The sequence below is a fragment of the Algoriphagus vanfongensis DSM 17529 genome, from assembly GCF_000429465.1.
Taxonomy (GTDB): Bacteria; Bacteroidota; Bacteroidia; order Cytophagales; family Cyclobacteriaceae; genus Algoriphagus; species Algoriphagus vanfongensis.
The window spans coordinates 434,282-449,446 of sequence record NZ_AUBX01000010.1 but is presented as its reverse complement, the minus strand read 5'-3'; the positions used below and the strand labels follow the sequence as shown (position 1 = coordinate 449,446).

At 43.4% G+C, this 15,165-nt stretch carries 13 protein-coding genes and 1 pseudogene; 9 read left to right on the top strand and 5 right to left on the bottom strand.

Annotated elements, in window-relative coordinates; all coding sequences use genetic code 11:
* Nucleotides 1–2: 2 nt before the first annotated feature.
* From lpxA to G460_RS0107140, 4 genes are read right to left on the bottom strand one after another with little or no spacing between them, the layout of a single operon-like run.
* Complete coding sequence (gene lpxA, locus G460_RS0107155; RefSeq protein ID WP_026954709.1) at nt 3–782, bottom strand: acyl-ACP--UDP-N-acetylglucosamine O-acyltransferase; 780 nt, start codon at nt 780–782, stop codon at nt 3–5.
* Nucleotides 779–2,173 (bottom strand): bifunctional UDP-3-O-[3-hydroxymyristoyl] N-acetylglucosamine deacetylase/3-hydroxyacyl-ACP dehydratase, encoded by a 1,395-nt coding sequence (locus G460_RS0107150; RefSeq protein ID WP_026954708.1) that lies wholly within the window; start codon nt 2,171–2,173, stop codon nt 779–781. Before G460_RS0107150 ends, lpxA begins: the two co-directional genes overlap by 4 nt.
* Nucleotides 2,174–2,211: 38 nt before the next feature.
* On the bottom strand, nt 2,212–3,234 hold the full coding sequence (gene lpxD, locus G460_RS0107145; RefSeq protein WP_026954707.1) for a UDP-3-O-(3-hydroxymyristoyl)glucosamine N-acyltransferase: 1,023 nt from the start codon (nt 3,232–3,234) through the stop codon (nt 2,212–2,214).
* Nucleotides 3,235–3,254: 20 nt separating this feature from the next.
* Entirely contained in the window at nt 3,255–4,478 is a 1,224-nt protein-coding gene (locus tag G460_RS0107140; RefSeq protein WP_026954706.1) for an HD domain-containing protein, read from the bottom strand.
* 61 nt (nt 4,479–4,539) lie between these two features.
* Between G460_RS0107140 and porX the strand changes: the two genes are divergently transcribed.
* Genes porX through G460_RS0107125 form a run of 3 tightly spaced genes read left to right on the top strand, consistent with a single transcriptional unit; the run spans nt 4,540 to nt 7,732 of the window.
* Nucleotides 4,540–6,093, top strand: a complete 1,554-nt coding sequence (porX, locus tag G460_RS0107135) for a T9SS response regulator signal transducer PorX (protein WP_026954705.1) — start codon at nt 4,540–4,542, stop codon at nt 6,091–6,093.
* A gap of 6 nt (nt 6,094–6,099) precedes the next feature.
* Entirely contained in the window at nt 6,100–6,531 is a 432-nt protein-coding gene (gene tsaE / locus G460_RS0107130; RefSeq protein ID WP_342667603.1) for a tRNA (adenosine(37)-N6)-threonylcarbamoyltransferase complex ATPase subunit type 1 TsaE, read from the top strand.
* Nucleotides 6,521–7,732 (top strand): alanine dehydrogenase, encoded by a 1,212-nt coding sequence (locus G460_RS0107125; protein ID WP_051315957.1) that lies wholly within the window; start codon nt 6,521–6,523, stop codon nt 7,730–7,732. The genes tsaE and G460_RS0107125 overlap by 11 nt, the downstream gene beginning before the upstream one ends.
* Here G460_RS0107125 and G460_RS0107120 read toward each other — a convergent pair.
* Nucleotides 7,729–8,202, bottom strand: coding sequence for a response regulator (locus G460_RS0107120; RefSeq protein ID WP_026954702.1), 474 nt, complete (start codon nt 8,200–8,202; stop codon nt 7,729–7,731). The genes G460_RS0107125 and G460_RS0107120 overlap by 4 nt on opposite strands.
* Nucleotides 8,203–8,405: 203 nt before the next feature.
* On the opposite strand from G460_RS0107120, the gene G460_RS21590 reads away from it, so the two are divergent.
* The 6 genes and pseudogenes from G460_RS21590 to G460_RS0107095 all read left to right on the top strand — a co-directional run bounded on the left by G460_RS21590 (nt 8,406) and on the right by G460_RS0107095 (nt 15,161).
* A complete protein-coding gene (locus G460_RS21590; protein ID WP_051315956.1) occupies nt 8,406–10,676 on the top strand; it encodes an Rv1355c family protein in 2,271 nt (756 codons plus the stop codon).
* Between the two features lie 3 nt (nt 10,677–10,679).
* Entirely contained in the window at nt 10,680–11,366 is a 687-nt protein-coding gene (locus tag G460_RS21585; RefSeq protein ID WP_035464080.1) for a hypothetical protein, read from the top strand.
* The gene (locus G460_RS21580; RefSeq protein ID WP_051315955.1) at nt 11,363–13,468 is read left to right on the top strand and encodes a sensor histidine kinase; all 2,106 of its coding nucleotides are present in this window, start codon (nt 11,363–11,365) and stop codon (nt 13,466–13,468) included. Before G460_RS21585 ends, G460_RS21580 begins: the two co-directional genes overlap by 4 nt.
* Nucleotides 13,461–14,060: pseudogene (locus G460_RS23525) on the top strand (response regulator); the annotation flags it as partial. The gene G460_RS21580 and the pseudogene G460_RS23525, both read left to right, overlap by 8 nt.
* A gap of 123 nt (nt 14,061–14,183) precedes the next feature.
* Nucleotides 14,184–14,546 carry a sensor histidine kinase gene (locus G460_RS23520; protein ID WP_425393928.1) on the top strand — a complete coding sequence of 121 codons (363 nt, stop codon included), beginning with the start codon at nt 14,184–14,186 and terminating at the stop codon, nt 14,544–14,546.
* A 75-nt stretch (nt 14,547–14,621) separates the two neighbouring features.
* Nucleotides 14,622–15,161 (top strand): inorganic diphosphatase, encoded by a 540-nt coding sequence (locus G460_RS0107095; protein ID WP_026954700.1) that lies wholly within the window; start codon nt 14,622–14,624, stop codon nt 15,159–15,161.
* Nucleotides 15,162–15,165 lie beyond the last annotated feature (4 nt).

The window sequence follows — 15,165 nt, the reverse complement described above, 5'->3', positions numbered from 1 at the left end:
GATTAGTTGAAGTAGCCTTTCATCACTCCACGTTCTGATGAGCGGATGAAATTGAGAATTTCATCCCGTTCTTTGGTGGCTGGCAAGTTGACTTCGATTTCCTCGAGAGCCTTGCTGTTATTTAGGCTGTTGAGGAAAAGATAGCGATATACTTCCTGGATATGAGCAATAGACTCAGAAGTAAAGCCTCTGCGTCTAAGTCCCAGTGAATTGACACCTGCGTAAGAAAGCGGTTCTCTAGCTGCTTTGGTAAAAGGTGGTACATCTTTTCTCACCAGAGATCCCCCGGAAATCATCGAATGCATTCCCACTTTCACAAATTGATGGATAGCACTTGATCCACCCACAATCGCCCAATCATCAATCGAAACATGACCTGCGATCTGCACAGAGTTAGCGATGATCACATGACTGCCAATCACACAATCGTGCGCTACGTGGACATACGCCATCAATAGGCAATCACTTCCCACGACGGTAGTCTGCTTATCCACAGTACCTCTACTGATAGTGACGCATTCGCGGATGGTGGTATTGTCACCGATCATGACGGTGGAGTCTTCTCCTTGGAATTTGAGATCCTGAGGGATTCCAGAGATCACAGCTCCGGGAAAAATTTTGCAGTTTTTTCCTATTCTAGCACCTGGAAAAATGGTCACATTAGGGCCTATCCAGGAATTGTCACCGATGATCACATTCTCGTGGATCATGGTGAAAGGATCCACATGGACATTTTCTCCAAGTTGCGCTTTGGGGTCTACATGTGCGAGAGGACTGATCATGATTCTTTTCGGGTTATGCTGGCTGTCATTACTGCTTCACATACGAGTGTATTGCCTACATAGGCTTCACCTCTCATTTTTGCGATTCCTCGGCGGATCGGAGCCAATAGTTCACATTTGAAAATGAGTGTATCGCCTGGAAGCACCATTTTTCTGAATTTGCAGCTCTCTATCCCTAAGAAATAAGTCCAGTAGTTTTCTGGATCTTCGACAGTGCTCAATACAAGAATTCCACCGGTCTGAGCCATTGCCTCTACTTGCAAGACTCCCGGCATCACTGGATTGCCAGGGAAGTGACCCAAGAAAAAGGGTTCGTTCATTGTGACATTTTTCACACCTGCTACGATGGTGTCATCTAGATAAATGACTTTGTCCAACAACTGGAACGGATACCTGTGCGGAAGAATATTGGAGATCTGATTGATATCCATCACCGGAGGAAGTTTGGGGTCGTAGTGAGGGATATGGGACGAGCCTGCTTTTTCCATGGCTCTTTTTAGTTTTTTTGCAAAAGCCACATTGGCAGCATGACCGGGTCTGGCAGCCAAAATCTGAGCTTTGAGCGGTCTCCCTACCAAAGCCAAGTCTCCGACCACATCCAGTAGCTTATGTCGGGCAGGCTCATTTCTATAGCGAAGATCTACATTGTTTAGGATGCCTTCTTTTTTGACTTCGACGTGCTGCTTGTTAAACATCTTCGCCAAGTGGGCCAATTCTGCTTCTTCTACGACGCGGTCGACAACTACGATCGCATTATTCAAATCTCCACCTTTGATCAGATTGGAGTTGTATAGCATTTCTAGCTCATGTAGAAAACAGAAAGTTCGACACGAAGCGATTTCAGATTTGAATTGTCCAATATCCGTAATCGAAGCATGCTGACTTCCCAATACCGGACTATTGTAATCCACCATGACAGTGACTCTATAGTTGTCTGTCGGCAGGGCAACCATTTCTACTTCACGGGATGAGTCTTTGTATTGGATGCTTTCCTGTACTTCGAAAAATCTTCTTAGAGCATTTTGCTCTTCCAATCCTGCATCTTCAAGTACTTCGATAAATTGGATGGAAGATCCGTCCATAATAGGAGGCTCGGGGCCATCCAGTTGGATAAGCACATTGTCGATTTCCATTCCGACTAAGGCTGCCAATACGTGCTCTACAGTATATACTCGAGCTCCATTTTGCTCTAGCGTAGTACCTCGGGACACATCCACTACCAGATCACAATCAGCATCTACGGTAGGGCTACCTTCCATGTCAATGCGTTGAAACTTGATCCCGTGATTGGGAGGTGCAGGCAGAAAAGTCATGTTGGAAATGACGCCGGTGTGAAGACCCACTCCGGATAGTTCTACCTGTTTTTTTATGGTGTGTTGTTTTACTTTCATTCGTGATACAGCCATTTAAAATGCTTCGGGGCGCAAAATTAAGGCTTTTTTTCGAGTTCTTTGATTCGCTTTTCTAGGTCTGATAGATTTTTGAAGATGGAATAGGACTTAAGAAACTGTTTCATATCCATTCCTATATATCCAAAAACAGTCTCATTGGGCTTTTTGATGGATTTTATGACGCCAGTATTTGCACCGACGGTGGTTTTGTCTGCGATTTTCAAATGGCCGATAATCCCTGCCTGACCAGCTATGACACAGTTGCTCCCTATTTCTGTAGATCCAGAAATTCCAGCTTGTGCTGCGATGACGGTATTTTCACCGATCGTCACATTATGGGCTATTTGGACCTGATTGTCAATTTTTGCTCCTTTTTTGATCACTGTAGATCCCATGGTCGCACAATCTACCGTGGCATTGGCACCGATAGAGACATGGTCCTCGATGATCACATTGCCGATCTGGGGGATGGCTTTGTAGGTGCCGTCCTCTTGCGGTGCAAAACCAAATCCATCTGCTCCGATCACTGCTCCGGGATGGATTTCACAATGACTGCCGATCTGAGTGTCCGCATAGATTTTGGCTCCGGCGTGAATGATGCTATTGTCGCCGATTTTCACATTGTTGCCAATGTATGCCTGGGGGTGTACTTTGACATTGTTGCCAATTTGGCAGTTTTTGCCGATGTAGGAAAAAGCTCCTCGGTAATGGAGTTCTCCGATCTGGCTGGATGGATCCATGAAGCTGGGCTCTTCTACACCTACCAAAGATGCTTTGGTAAACTGAGAATAGGCCTCCAGTAAGGTAGTAAATCCAGTATAAGCGTCTTTGACGCGTATCAGATTGGTTTTGAGTGATTTGGTTGCTTTGAATCCTTCAGACACGATGACTGCTGTGGCTTCGGTCTGATAGATGAAGGGTTCGTATTTTTCATTGGATAGAAAGCTGATTCCTCCTGCAGCACCTTCTTGAATCTTGTCCAACCGGCTGACTTTTAGGGTTTCATCTCCTTCTACTTTTCCTTGCAATAGTTGGGCTAATTGTCCTAGGGTAAATTCCATACAGCTAAAAGAATTAAGGTCTAAGATAGACTTTTGGCTTTACATATGTAGTGTTTCTCGACGATTTTACTCATGACTTTGATATTCGGTAAATCCGCAGCCTGAGCCACATCGATGACTTTTCCTGATTTGGTGAGGATATTGATCCTGTCTTTGATGAGGTATCCATAGTTGCTTACTTTTCCATGGGAAAAGAAGTATTGGAGATCACTTTCTGGAATTTGGAGCTTTTCTAAGGCTTTGCCCTTAGATTTTTCCAATTCGTCCATTGAAAATGGCTCATTACTGAAGGAGATTTTGTAGAGGTTTCGGGTAAGAAACATCTGGGAGATATTCCGCAGCACGTAATCGTCAGCTTTTTTCCAAAGCTTGATCGCTCCCCAAATGTCTAGATCATCCAGCTCCAGAAATATTTTAAGAAGATTTGGATTCTGCTTGAAGTCTTGGAGGGTCAGCTCATGGCCTAAGAGGTAGTCAAATTCATCCGAGATGGTAAACTGAGCTCCCTGGATTTTGAGATCTTTGGCTCTTTGGATCAGATTGATCAGCATTTTTTCGGCGCTCACGGTGGTTTTGTGAAGATACACCTGCCAATACATCAGCCTTCGTGCGCTTAGAAAATTCTCGATTGAATAGATCCCTTTTTCCTCGATTACCACCTGATCATCTTTGACATCCATCATTTTGATGATACGATCTGCACCGATCGTGCCCTCAGACACACCTGTGAAAAAACAATCTCGCTGGAGGTAGTCAAGCCGGTCTATGTCCAACTGACTGGAAACCAGCTGGTGGAAAAATTTTCGCTCGTACTGATTCTTAAAGATTCTTAAACTCAAGTCCAATTTGCCACCCAACTCCTCATTTAGGAGTTCAATAATCATAAGGGAAAGTTCCTCATGAGGCACAGCCTTGAGCAAGGAATATTCCAGAGCATGGGAAAAAGGCCCATGTCCGATATCATGAAGCAAAATAGCGACTAAGGCAGCTTCATATTCTTCGTTGCTGATTTCGGTGCCTTTGTTTCTCAGATTATCCAGTGTGATACTCATCAGGTGCATAGCACCTAAAGCATGATGAAAACGGGTATGGAGAGCACCTGGATAGACAAAGTCTGTCAGTCCCAACTGCTTGATCCTGCGTAATCTCTGGAAATAAGGGTGATCGATAATGGTAAAAATCAGCTCACTCGGAATGGTGATAAAACCATAGACGGGGTCGTTGAGTATTTTCTGGCTTTTCAAGGAGGCCTGTTTTGTTTACCCAAAAGTAATTATAATTTTAAAAGAAAAGGAATAAGAAACCATGCAAAACCCCCAGATCCTTTGGGCCGATGATGAAATCGACCTGCTCAAACCACATATTCTTTTTTTGCAGCAGAAAGGATACGACATCTCCACTGTCAACTCTGGCGTCGATGCCATCGAAGAGGTGGAAAAGAAAAACTTTGATGTGGTGTTCTTGGACGAGATGATGCCTGGCATGACAGGTTTGGAGACTTTGCAGCAGATCAAGCAGATCAAACCGCAGGTCCCCGTGGTCATGATCACCAAAAGTGAGGAAGAACATATCATGAACGATGCGATAGGTGGCAAAATCGCCGACTATCTCATCAAGCCTCTAAATCCAAGTCAAATCTGGCTTTCTGTCAAGAAAATTCTACAAAACAGACAGCTTATAGACGAAAAAACTACGCTGAACTATCAGCAGGATTTTATGAATATCAGCATGGCATTTGGCGATGCCGTGGATCACGAAGACTGGGCCAATATCTATAAGAAACTCACGTATTGGGAGCTGCAGATCGATGCCACCGAAAATAAAAACATGCTGGAAGTTCTCGAATCCCAGAAGATCGAGGCCAACGCTAATTTTGCTCGATTCGTCAAGGACAATTATCTAGATTGGATGCAGGAGAAAAACATGGAAAAACCCCTCCTTTCACATCAAGTGATGAAAAAGAAAGTGCTTCCCAAGCTCAAATCCGGCAAGCCGCTTTTCTTCATCGTCATTGACAATCTCCGACTGGATCAGTGGGAAGAAATTGAGTCATTGGTAGCGCCATACTTCAATGTGCAGGAAAAGGAGACCTACTATAGTATTTTACCTACTACGACAGCATTTGCGCGAAACTCATTATTCAGCGGGATGATGCCATTGGATATGGCTCGCTTCTATCCCAATTTCTGGGAAGATGAAGACTCAGATGAAGGGAAAAATAATTTCGAAGAAGAGTGGATTCGGATCAATCTGGAAAAGAACCGTATTTCAGCAAAATTTTCCTATTCCAAGATTCTGCAAGTAAATCAAGGGAAGGCTGCTTTGGATCAGTTTCACGCCATGCTTCAAAATGACCTGAATGTCTTGGTATACAATTTTGTGGATATGGTCTCCCATGCCAGAACTGACATGAAAATGATCCGCGAACTGGCTCCGGATGAGTCTGCTTACCGCTCCCTGACCAAAAGTTGGTTTGAGCACAGTAGTTTGTTTGAGTTACTTAAGAAAATTCAAGGAGTAGACGCCGACGTGATCATCACGACAGACCACGGGACCAAGCGAGTCAACAAGCCGTATCGGATCATCGGTGATAAGAATGTGACTACCAATCTCCGATACAAGCAGGGTAAGAATCTTAATTTTGAATCCGGGAAAGTATTTGAAATCCGGAAGCCGGAAGAAGCCAAATTGCCCAAACTCAATGTTTCCTCCTGCTATGTCTTTGGTGTCGAAGACTATTTCTTCGCCTATCCCAATAATTACAATTATTATGTCAACTACTATAAAGATACTTTTCAGCATGGAGGTGTATCTTTGGAGGAGATGATCATTCCGATCGTCCATCTCACTTCAAAATAGAAGCTGGTGCAAAGTAAAATTTATGAATTGTCAGAGATAGAATCCATCGCCGAGTGGGTACTGGAGCAGGCAGGAGAAGAGAAACTGTGGGTATTCCAAGGGGAAATGGGGGCAGGCAAAACTACCCTAATCAAGGAGCTTGGCAAAAAGCTGGGAGTCACAGATAGCATGAGCAGTCCTACATTCGGAATAGTCAATCAGTATGATACTGTAGCTGCCGAGACGATCTATCATTTTGATTTTTACAGAATGGATGATCCGAGTGAAGCCTTGGATATCGGAATAGAAGAGTATTTTTATAGTGGCAATTATTGTTGGATGGAATGGGCCGAAAATTTGGGAGGCTTGATCCCCGATCAATTTTTATTGATAAAAATTGAGTATAATACTGCCTCAAGTAGAAAGATTACACTTCAATATTACTCGAATGTCGCCTGAGATCGATCAATTAGCCGCAGTAGGGCTGATCCCCAAAGAATCTCCCGTCAAAACCAAAAAAAGAGGGGAGGAGTTGAGTATCGGAATCCCAAAAGAAAAATCTGAAGAGGAAAAAAGAGTGGTGCTGACTCCGGAGGCCGTTGGTCTTCTGACCAATAATGGCATCCATGTAGTCGTCGAGACATCGGCTGGATTAGCTTCCAAGTTTACCGATCAGGATTACTCAGATGCAGGCGCCAAAGTCGTGTACTCTGCCAAAGAAGCTTTTGAAACAGATATAGTACTAAAAGTAGATGCTCCAAGTCTGGAAGAAATCAGCTCTATGAATGTGGGGGCGTGTCTGATCTCAGCCTTGCAGATAGGCAAGCAAAATCGAGAGTTTATCGAAGCTTTGAATACTAAGAAAATCACTGCGGTAGCTTTCGAATATTTGGAAGATAAGGTAGGAGGAATGCCAGTGGTACGGGCTATGTCTGAAATAGCCGGAAGCACTGTGATGCTAGTCGCTGCCGAGTACCTCTCCAGCGTCAATGATGGCAAAGGACTAATCATGGGGGGAGTGACTGGAGTGCCGCCCACGCAAGTAGTCATCATCGGAGCAGGTACTGTTGCTGAATATGCCGCTCGTACGGCCCTTGGTCTGGGAGCCAATATCAAGGTTTTTGATAACCACATCTATAAATTACGAAGACTAAAGCAACTGCTTGGTCAGCAGATCTATACGTCTACCATCGATAATCTCACTTTGACACAGGCACTCTCAGAAGCAGATGTGGTGATCGGTGCTTTGCGAGCAGAAAAAGGACGTAATAAAGTAGTAGTCAGTGAAGAAATGGTAGCCAACATGATGCATGGAAGTATCATCATCGATGTGGGAATCGATCAAGGGGGCTGTATCGAAACTGCCAAGATGAGCAGTCATAGCGATCCTGTCTATCAGGTGCATGACATCATTCACTATTGTGTGCCAAATATTGCCTCTAGAGTGTCTCGAACAGCCTCTTATTCCCTAAGCAATATCTTTACACCGATTATTCTCCAGATGGCAGACCTAGGAGGACCAGAGGAAATGATATTTACCTACCGCTGGTTTTTACGGGGAGTGTACACCTATAGAGGAAGCTTGACAAATGCCTATTTGGGTAGGAAATTCGACATTGCCCACAAAGAACTGCAACTGCTATTAGCAGCGCGCTATTAAGAGAGTAGGTTTTGGCGCAAGAGAAACTCCAACTGATCATTGGCTTTGATAAGCGCTTGCGTCAGTTTTTCATTTTCTTTTCTCAATGTATAGATCTCAAAGGCATTTTTGATGACAGTCCGCAGATAATCTTCCTCCCAAGGCTTGGTGAGGTAATGATACACCTGGCCTTTGTTGATCGCATCGATCACTGCCTGGATATCGGTGTAGCCCGTCAATAATACCCGGATCGGATCTGGGTGAATGGGGATGATGGATTCAAGAAACTCCACGCCGGTCTGCTCCGGCATGCGCTGATCAGTGATGATGATATCAACTTCCTCTTTCTCGAGGATTTCTCGTCCTTCTTTGGCAGATATAGCGATAAATATCTTATAATCACGACGAAATGTAGCCTTAAATGCTTGAAGATTGTTCTCTTCATCATCTACATACAAGATCCTTATTTTATCTGCTTTTTCAGTATCCATGGAGGTACCAACTTGGAATATTCTAATTACGATTCAAATAATTGTATTTTTTTTCTCAAAAACAAACAATTTCTAATAGTGGATTAACCGACAAGGAGTTATATTTTGCTGTGATTTTTAACAAAATATTGGGATTTTTCATTTGTGGTATAAAATAAAAACTAACTTTACAAGACAAATCACCCTATTGTCTTTCTTTTAAAATGCTTATTCCTGCCAAATCCGCTTTGGTAGATCAAGTATACCCGCTCATCCTTGATCCGACCAATCCCATCGATAAGGAAAAAATAAAAGGTTTGATAGATGATCCGCAGATTACTGTGGTGGATCAGATTGATAATCAGGCGGTCGATCTCGTCAAGGCTGCAGAGCCGGGCACAAACTTCACCCAGGAACAACTGACTGAAAAGTTGGATGAATTTTTTGGTACCACCAATCGTGAAGACTATGGCAACTGGGTCTACTACCCATGGAAATATAGCATTGTTCATCTCCTTCCAGAGGAGGAGTTTGTCAAAGTAAGGACGCTGCGCAATAACTATAAAATAACACCTCAGGAGCAAGCAGAGCTGGCGCAAAAAAAGGTCGGTATTGTAGGACTTTCTGTAGGTCAAAGTATTGCGTTGGTCATGGCTTTGGAAAGAAGCTGCGGAGAATTACGCCTCGCTGATTTTGACACATTGGAGCTGAGCAATCTCAATAGACTGAGAGCTGGAGTGACCAGCCTGGGTACAGAGAAGGTGGTCATAGCTGCTCGGGAAATCTCCGAACTTGATCCTTATCTTAAATTGACCTTGTACAGAGAGGGAATTACAAAGGAATCGATTGATGACTTTTTTGAAAAGGGAGGGATGCTCGACTTGATCGTAGACGAGTGCGATAGTTTGGATATCAAAGTACTCCTCCGAGAAAAAGCCCGATCAAAAAAGGTTTCTCTCATGATGGAAACATCAGATAGAGGAATGCTGGATATAGAAAGATACGACATAGAGCCAAATAGGCCGCTTTTTCATGGTTATTTGGGAGAAGTCAATGTGCAGTCACTTTCCAATCTGACCAATAAGCAAAAAGTACCTATGGTGCTCAAAATTACGGGAGAAGATACGCTTTCTACCCGAATGAAAGCGTCACTTCTGGAGGTGACTCAAAGTATTACTTCCTGGCCTCAACTGGCCTCAGCAGTATTTTTGGGAGGAGCTTCTGTAGGGCATGTGGCACGAAAGTTTCTGCTGGGAGAGTCCGTTCAGTCGGGAAGGTATTATGTAGACTTAGATGAGCTTGTCCCTGTACCAAAAGCAACTAGAAATTCCGATTCTTCCAATCAGCCGGTTACTCGGGATTGGTCAGCAGTTCAATTGCCTGAATCAAGCCTAGAATCACCCTATAAACTGGATAAGATTGAGCTGGAGCAATTGATTCGATTGGCCAATTTGGCGCCATCAGGAGGAAACTGTCAGCCTTGGAAGTGGATCATGGATCAGAAGGGGGTACTTCATCTGTTTGAAGATAAAGTATTGAGTCATTCGCTTCTTGATTATAAGAGTTCTGGTTCGCTTTTGGCATTTGGCGCTGCGCTCGAGACTATTCGATTGGCAGGTGCTGACATGGGGCTTGAATTGGAGATTGATTTCAAAATCACTGAATTTGACCAAGATTACATCGCTCAGGTACGGTTTCTTTCCAAGTCATCCCAAAGTTTGAAAGTGCCGTTTGCATCGCTTACAGAAGCGATCCCATTGCGCTGTACCAATAGAAAAAATGGTCCGAAGGTCGCACTCAAACAAGAAGATTTGGAGCTACTGACATCTATCGGGGCATCAGAAAGTGGGATTGAACTTGAGTTGATTTCCAGTGATACAGAACTTAAGCTTTTGGCCAAAGTCATCGGCGGGATGGATCGCTATCGATTGCTGCATGAGCAGGGATATAGTGATTTTATGAATGAGATCCGATGGTCCGATGAGGAGGCTAAAAGTACCGGAGATGGCATCGATATCGCCACACTTGAAATGGATCCATCAGCACGAGCCGCTATGGGGCTTGTGAGAGACCCGGGTACGGTGGAGTTTTTTAGAAAGCAAGATTTAGGCTTTGGCCTTTCCAAAATATCGGATGATACAGTGCTGACTTCATCAGCTGTGCTGATGATCCAAAGTGAACAATATGATCCTGTTTCCATTCTGAAGGCAGGGATGACTTTGCAGCGTATCTGGCTTCAAGCCAATTTGCTGGGGATCAGTGTTCAGCCAATTTCAGCTTCTTTATTTATATTTCACCGAGTGGAAAATGAAGAAGAGAGTGGTTTTACTAAAGAAGAAAAGGCTGGGATTTTGGAGTTGAAAAAAGATTTAAACCAGATTTTCAATAAAGACAATCAAAGGAATGAGATTTTTATGATCCGGCTCAATAAAGCAGACGAACCGAGTATGCGTTCTTATAGAAGAGATGTTTGGGAAAGCCTTATAGTTCTGTAGGATATGTACAAATTGATTGCGTTTAAGGCTGTAGATTATCCGGATCGGTGTGAGATGTTTATAGAAGGACATCGCCAGGTGCTCGAGAGCATAGGTGTCAAGAAAGTCACTTCTGCGAACAATTCTTGGGCACAAAATCCGGACGTAATTGTCGTGATCGTAGAGTCCAGCGAAGATGGTCAAATCTACGGAGGAGCACGAATTCACAAGGCAAACGAAATATCCCCGCTTCCTATGGTTGAGGCGATTCAGGATTTGGATAGCTCTATCAGGGAGGTGATCGCCAAAGATCTTGATGCAGGTACAGGTGAGGTATGTGGGCTATGGAATTCCCGGAAAATCACGGGATTGGGTATCGGAGCTATATTTATGGTGAAAGCCTGTTTGGCTTTGGCTCCCAAAATCGGCCTCAATTCGCTTTATGCGCTTTTTGCACCTACCACTGTGAAATTGGGATTGGAGATCGGATATGAAATTTTATCCGAGGTGGGCAACAATGGTACCTTTTATTATCCTAAATTGGACCTGATCGCTACTGCGATGAAACTTCATGATGTCGTCAACTTACCGATGACAGCCGAAGAGCATCGTGAGCCGATTTTTAGAATCAGAAACAATAGATCTCTGATCATCGAGGAGGTCTACAGAAACAGACAAGTTACATTGGAGTACACATCTTTTTTAGAATGATCAGAACAGTCGTATTAGTTATTTTGGCAGCCGTCCTGTGTTTTTCATGCAAGCATCGGACAGTCGAAGATTATGAATACATAGGATATCTCACCATCGCCGATTCTGTGGAGGAATTAGATCCGGCGAGTTTGGAAGTCTCTACCTGGACCGAGGTAGATGATCCCAATCTTTTTTTGGGATACAGTGATTCAGTTTATCTCATCAAAATAATCTTAGATCAGAAATACGCTGAAGAAAGGGAGCTTCGCATTTCTTTCGAAAATCCGATGTTGAATGAGATTGAGGTATATGGCGAGAATGGTAGACTTTTGTCTAAGCTCGGTCGGGTTAATTATACCAAAAATGAATTCAATTCGCTTTTCAATCAAGATCACATCCCTGTCAATGAAAGCCTGACCTACTACATCAAGGTGAAAAGTTTGGGGAATATCGTCGTCCCGATCGGAATCAATCATGAGGCGGATTCAGCTTTTGAACTCAAACTGGACCAAAAGAATGTCTTGTTTGGGGTTTATTTTGGGATTGTGTTGGCGATGTTTTTCTACAATCTCTTTTTGTGGTCATCGACCAGAGATTATCTCTATGGGATTTATATTCTCTATATTTTACTGGAAGGCCTCAATCAAGGAGTTTTGGGCGGGTACATAGATGCTTACTTCTGGCCGGATAGTGTTTTCCTCAAAGAGCGCGCATTTTATATCACCACCATTTTGGTATCTATGACTGGGATATTTTATTCCCTGAAGTTCTTGAATATCAAAAACCTCAATAAGCGAGTCTACCAGATAGGTGTCGCTGTTTTGGTTCTTTACTTTTTGATCCTGATTACCTTCTTTGTCGATTTCGGAATCGGTCAGATCAATATCCGGATGATGCAGAGCATGCTTGGCTTTGTGTCTTTTTACCTGCTGGCAATATCAATTTTCAGCTTGAGAAAAGGCTATAGACCTGCCAAATTCTTTCTTTTCGCCTTCTCCTTATTGATTGGAAGTATGGTGGTCTTCTTGCTGCGATATCTCAATTTCCTTCCGCATAATTTCTTCACAAATTACGTGTTTACGATAGGGGTCACATTTGAGACGATATTGTTGGCTTTTGCTTTGGCTGATAAGATCAATATCCTGAAGAAAGAGAAAGAAAGAGAGCAAGCTGAAAAGCTGCATGCTTTGAAAGAAAATGAACAGCTCGTCAAAGAGCAGAATGTCTTGCTTGAAGAGAAAGTGAAGCTGAGAACGGATGAGTTGGAGCAGGCATTGCGCAATCTTCAAAACACCCAAAGTCAGCTGGTCAATCAGGAAAAAATGGCTTCATTAGGTCAATTGACGGCAGGTATCGCCCATGAGATCAATAACCCGATCAACTTTGTGAGCTCCAATGTGACTCCACTCAAACGGGATATCGCAGATATCATGGAGATCATTGAGTTTTATCGAGAGACAGGCAAAACGGAATTTACCGATGAGTCCAAGAAAAAAGCGAAAGACCTGGAAGAGGAGCTGGAGCTGGACTATGTGTTGGATGAGGTAGATCAGCTCCTCAAAGGAATGGATGAAGGGGCAAAGCGAACTGTTGAGATTGTCAAAGGTCTTCGGCTTTTCTCACGTGTAGACGAGCAGGATGTCAAAAAAGTAGATTTGCATGACGGCATCAATAGCACCATCATCCTACTGAATAGCTCCATTCCCGGTAAGATCAGAATTGTCCGGGAGTTTGGCGAACTGCCTATGGTAGAGTGTCTGGCTGGCAAGATCAATCAGGTCTTCATGAATATCATCAACAATGCCGTACATGCTCTCACGGATCATTTGGATCAGATCGCAGATCCTAAAATCACTCTTCGTACCAAATCCCTGGGCGAGGAAGTAGTGATCGAAATAGAAGATAATGGCCCAGGGATGCCGGATCATGTAAAACAGCGGATTTTTGAACCGTTTTTCACCACCAAGTCCGTTGGTAAAGGAACGGGTTTGGGGCTTTCGATAGTTTATTCTATTATTGAAAACCATAAAGGCACCATGGAGGTCGAGACCGAAGAAGGTCAAGGCACCACTTTTATCATAACGCTACCTGTTTATCAAAGTACAGCCAAATATGAATAGCCAAATTCATGTACTCTATATCGATGATGAGGACAACAACCTAAAGTCTTTTAGGGCATCGCTTCGCAAGGATTTTAAAGTTTTTACGGCGATAGATGCAGAAGAAGGGCTGAAGCTGGCCCAAGAGGAAGAAGTCCATGTCGTGATCGCCGATCAGCGCATGCCTGGTATGACCGGGACAGAGTTTTTTGAAAAGCTTATTGAGATCAATCCGGATCCTATCCGGATCCTTTTGACAGGATATTCCGATATCGCATCAGTGATCGATGCGATCAACAAAGGGGAAGTCTACCGATTCATAGACAAGCCCTGGAATATCGAGCAGATCAAAAACTCCATCAAAAATGCAGCAGATATTTTCTTTATGAGAAGAGAGCTGAAGGAGAAAAACCTGAAGTTGAAAAAGCTCCACTCAGAGATGAATCAGTTTGTATATAGTCTTTCCCATGAGTTGAGAGGCCCATTGATGAGTATTTCTGGTGTTTCCAAATTGGCAAAAATGGAGGTCAAAGATCCTGAGACCTTGGAGTATTTTGAAATGATTGACTCTGCTACCACCAAATTGGATGACTTCATCTATAAAATGTTGGATTTTTATCGCTCCACCAAGATAGAGCATAAAATTGCCGAGATTAGGTTTGCGGATTTGATCGGGCAGCAGTTGGAAGCCTATAGGGCCAAGTGGGATTTGCAACATTTTCAATTGGAAGTCGATGTGAAGCAAGAGGATATCTTTTATTCTGACGAATCCAAGATCCGTGTGATTCTCAATAATTTGTTTAGCAATTCAGTACAGTTCCAAAAGAGAGAGTCACCTGAAAAGAAAATCACACTGACAGTAGTAGTGGAAGATGGGAAAGCGAGTATCATCCTATCGGATAATGGAATCGGAATAGATACCAAGCACCATCCTGAGGTGTTCAACCTCTTCACCCGAGCCACCCAGAAAAATGTAGGTACAGGCCTGGGACTATATATGGTCAAAGAAGCGGTCGAGCAGCTGGGCGGTACGATTGAGTTGCAGTCAGAGCTACATCAAGGCACCACCTTTAGCGTGCTCTTGCCATCCTTGAAATAAAACAATCCATGTGGGCATTTAATGAGGGAACTCTTATCTTTGCGCCCACACTTTTTATAAACAAAAAGAAAAGCTATGATTAATCCTTGGCATGATGTCAATATCGGGAAAGAATCTCCTGAAGTAGTGATGGGAGTGGTTGAGATTCCCAAAGGAAGTAAAGGCAAATACGAATTGCATAAAAAGTCAGGAATGCTGATGCTGGACAGAGTTCTTTTCTCTGCCGTTCACTATCCTGCCAATTACGGATTTATCCCTCAGACCTTTTGTGAGGATCATGATCCATTGGATATCTTGATTATTTCTCAGATCGATATCCCTTCCATGTGTCTGGTAGAGGCCAAAGTGATCGGTGTGATGCGCATGGTCGATGGTGGTGAGGCTGATGATAAGATCATCGCCGTGGCTGCAGGTGATCAGTCTGTCAATTATATCAATGATATCGACGAACTTCCTCCTCACTTGATGAAGGAAATTCACAGATTCTTCGAAGACTATAAAAAACTGGAAAATAAAGAAGTGAAAGTGGAAGACTTCTTGGGTAAAGAAGATGCCCTGAGAATCATCCGGGAAAGTATCGATCTATACGATAAAAACTTCAGAAACCAGAAGTAATTTC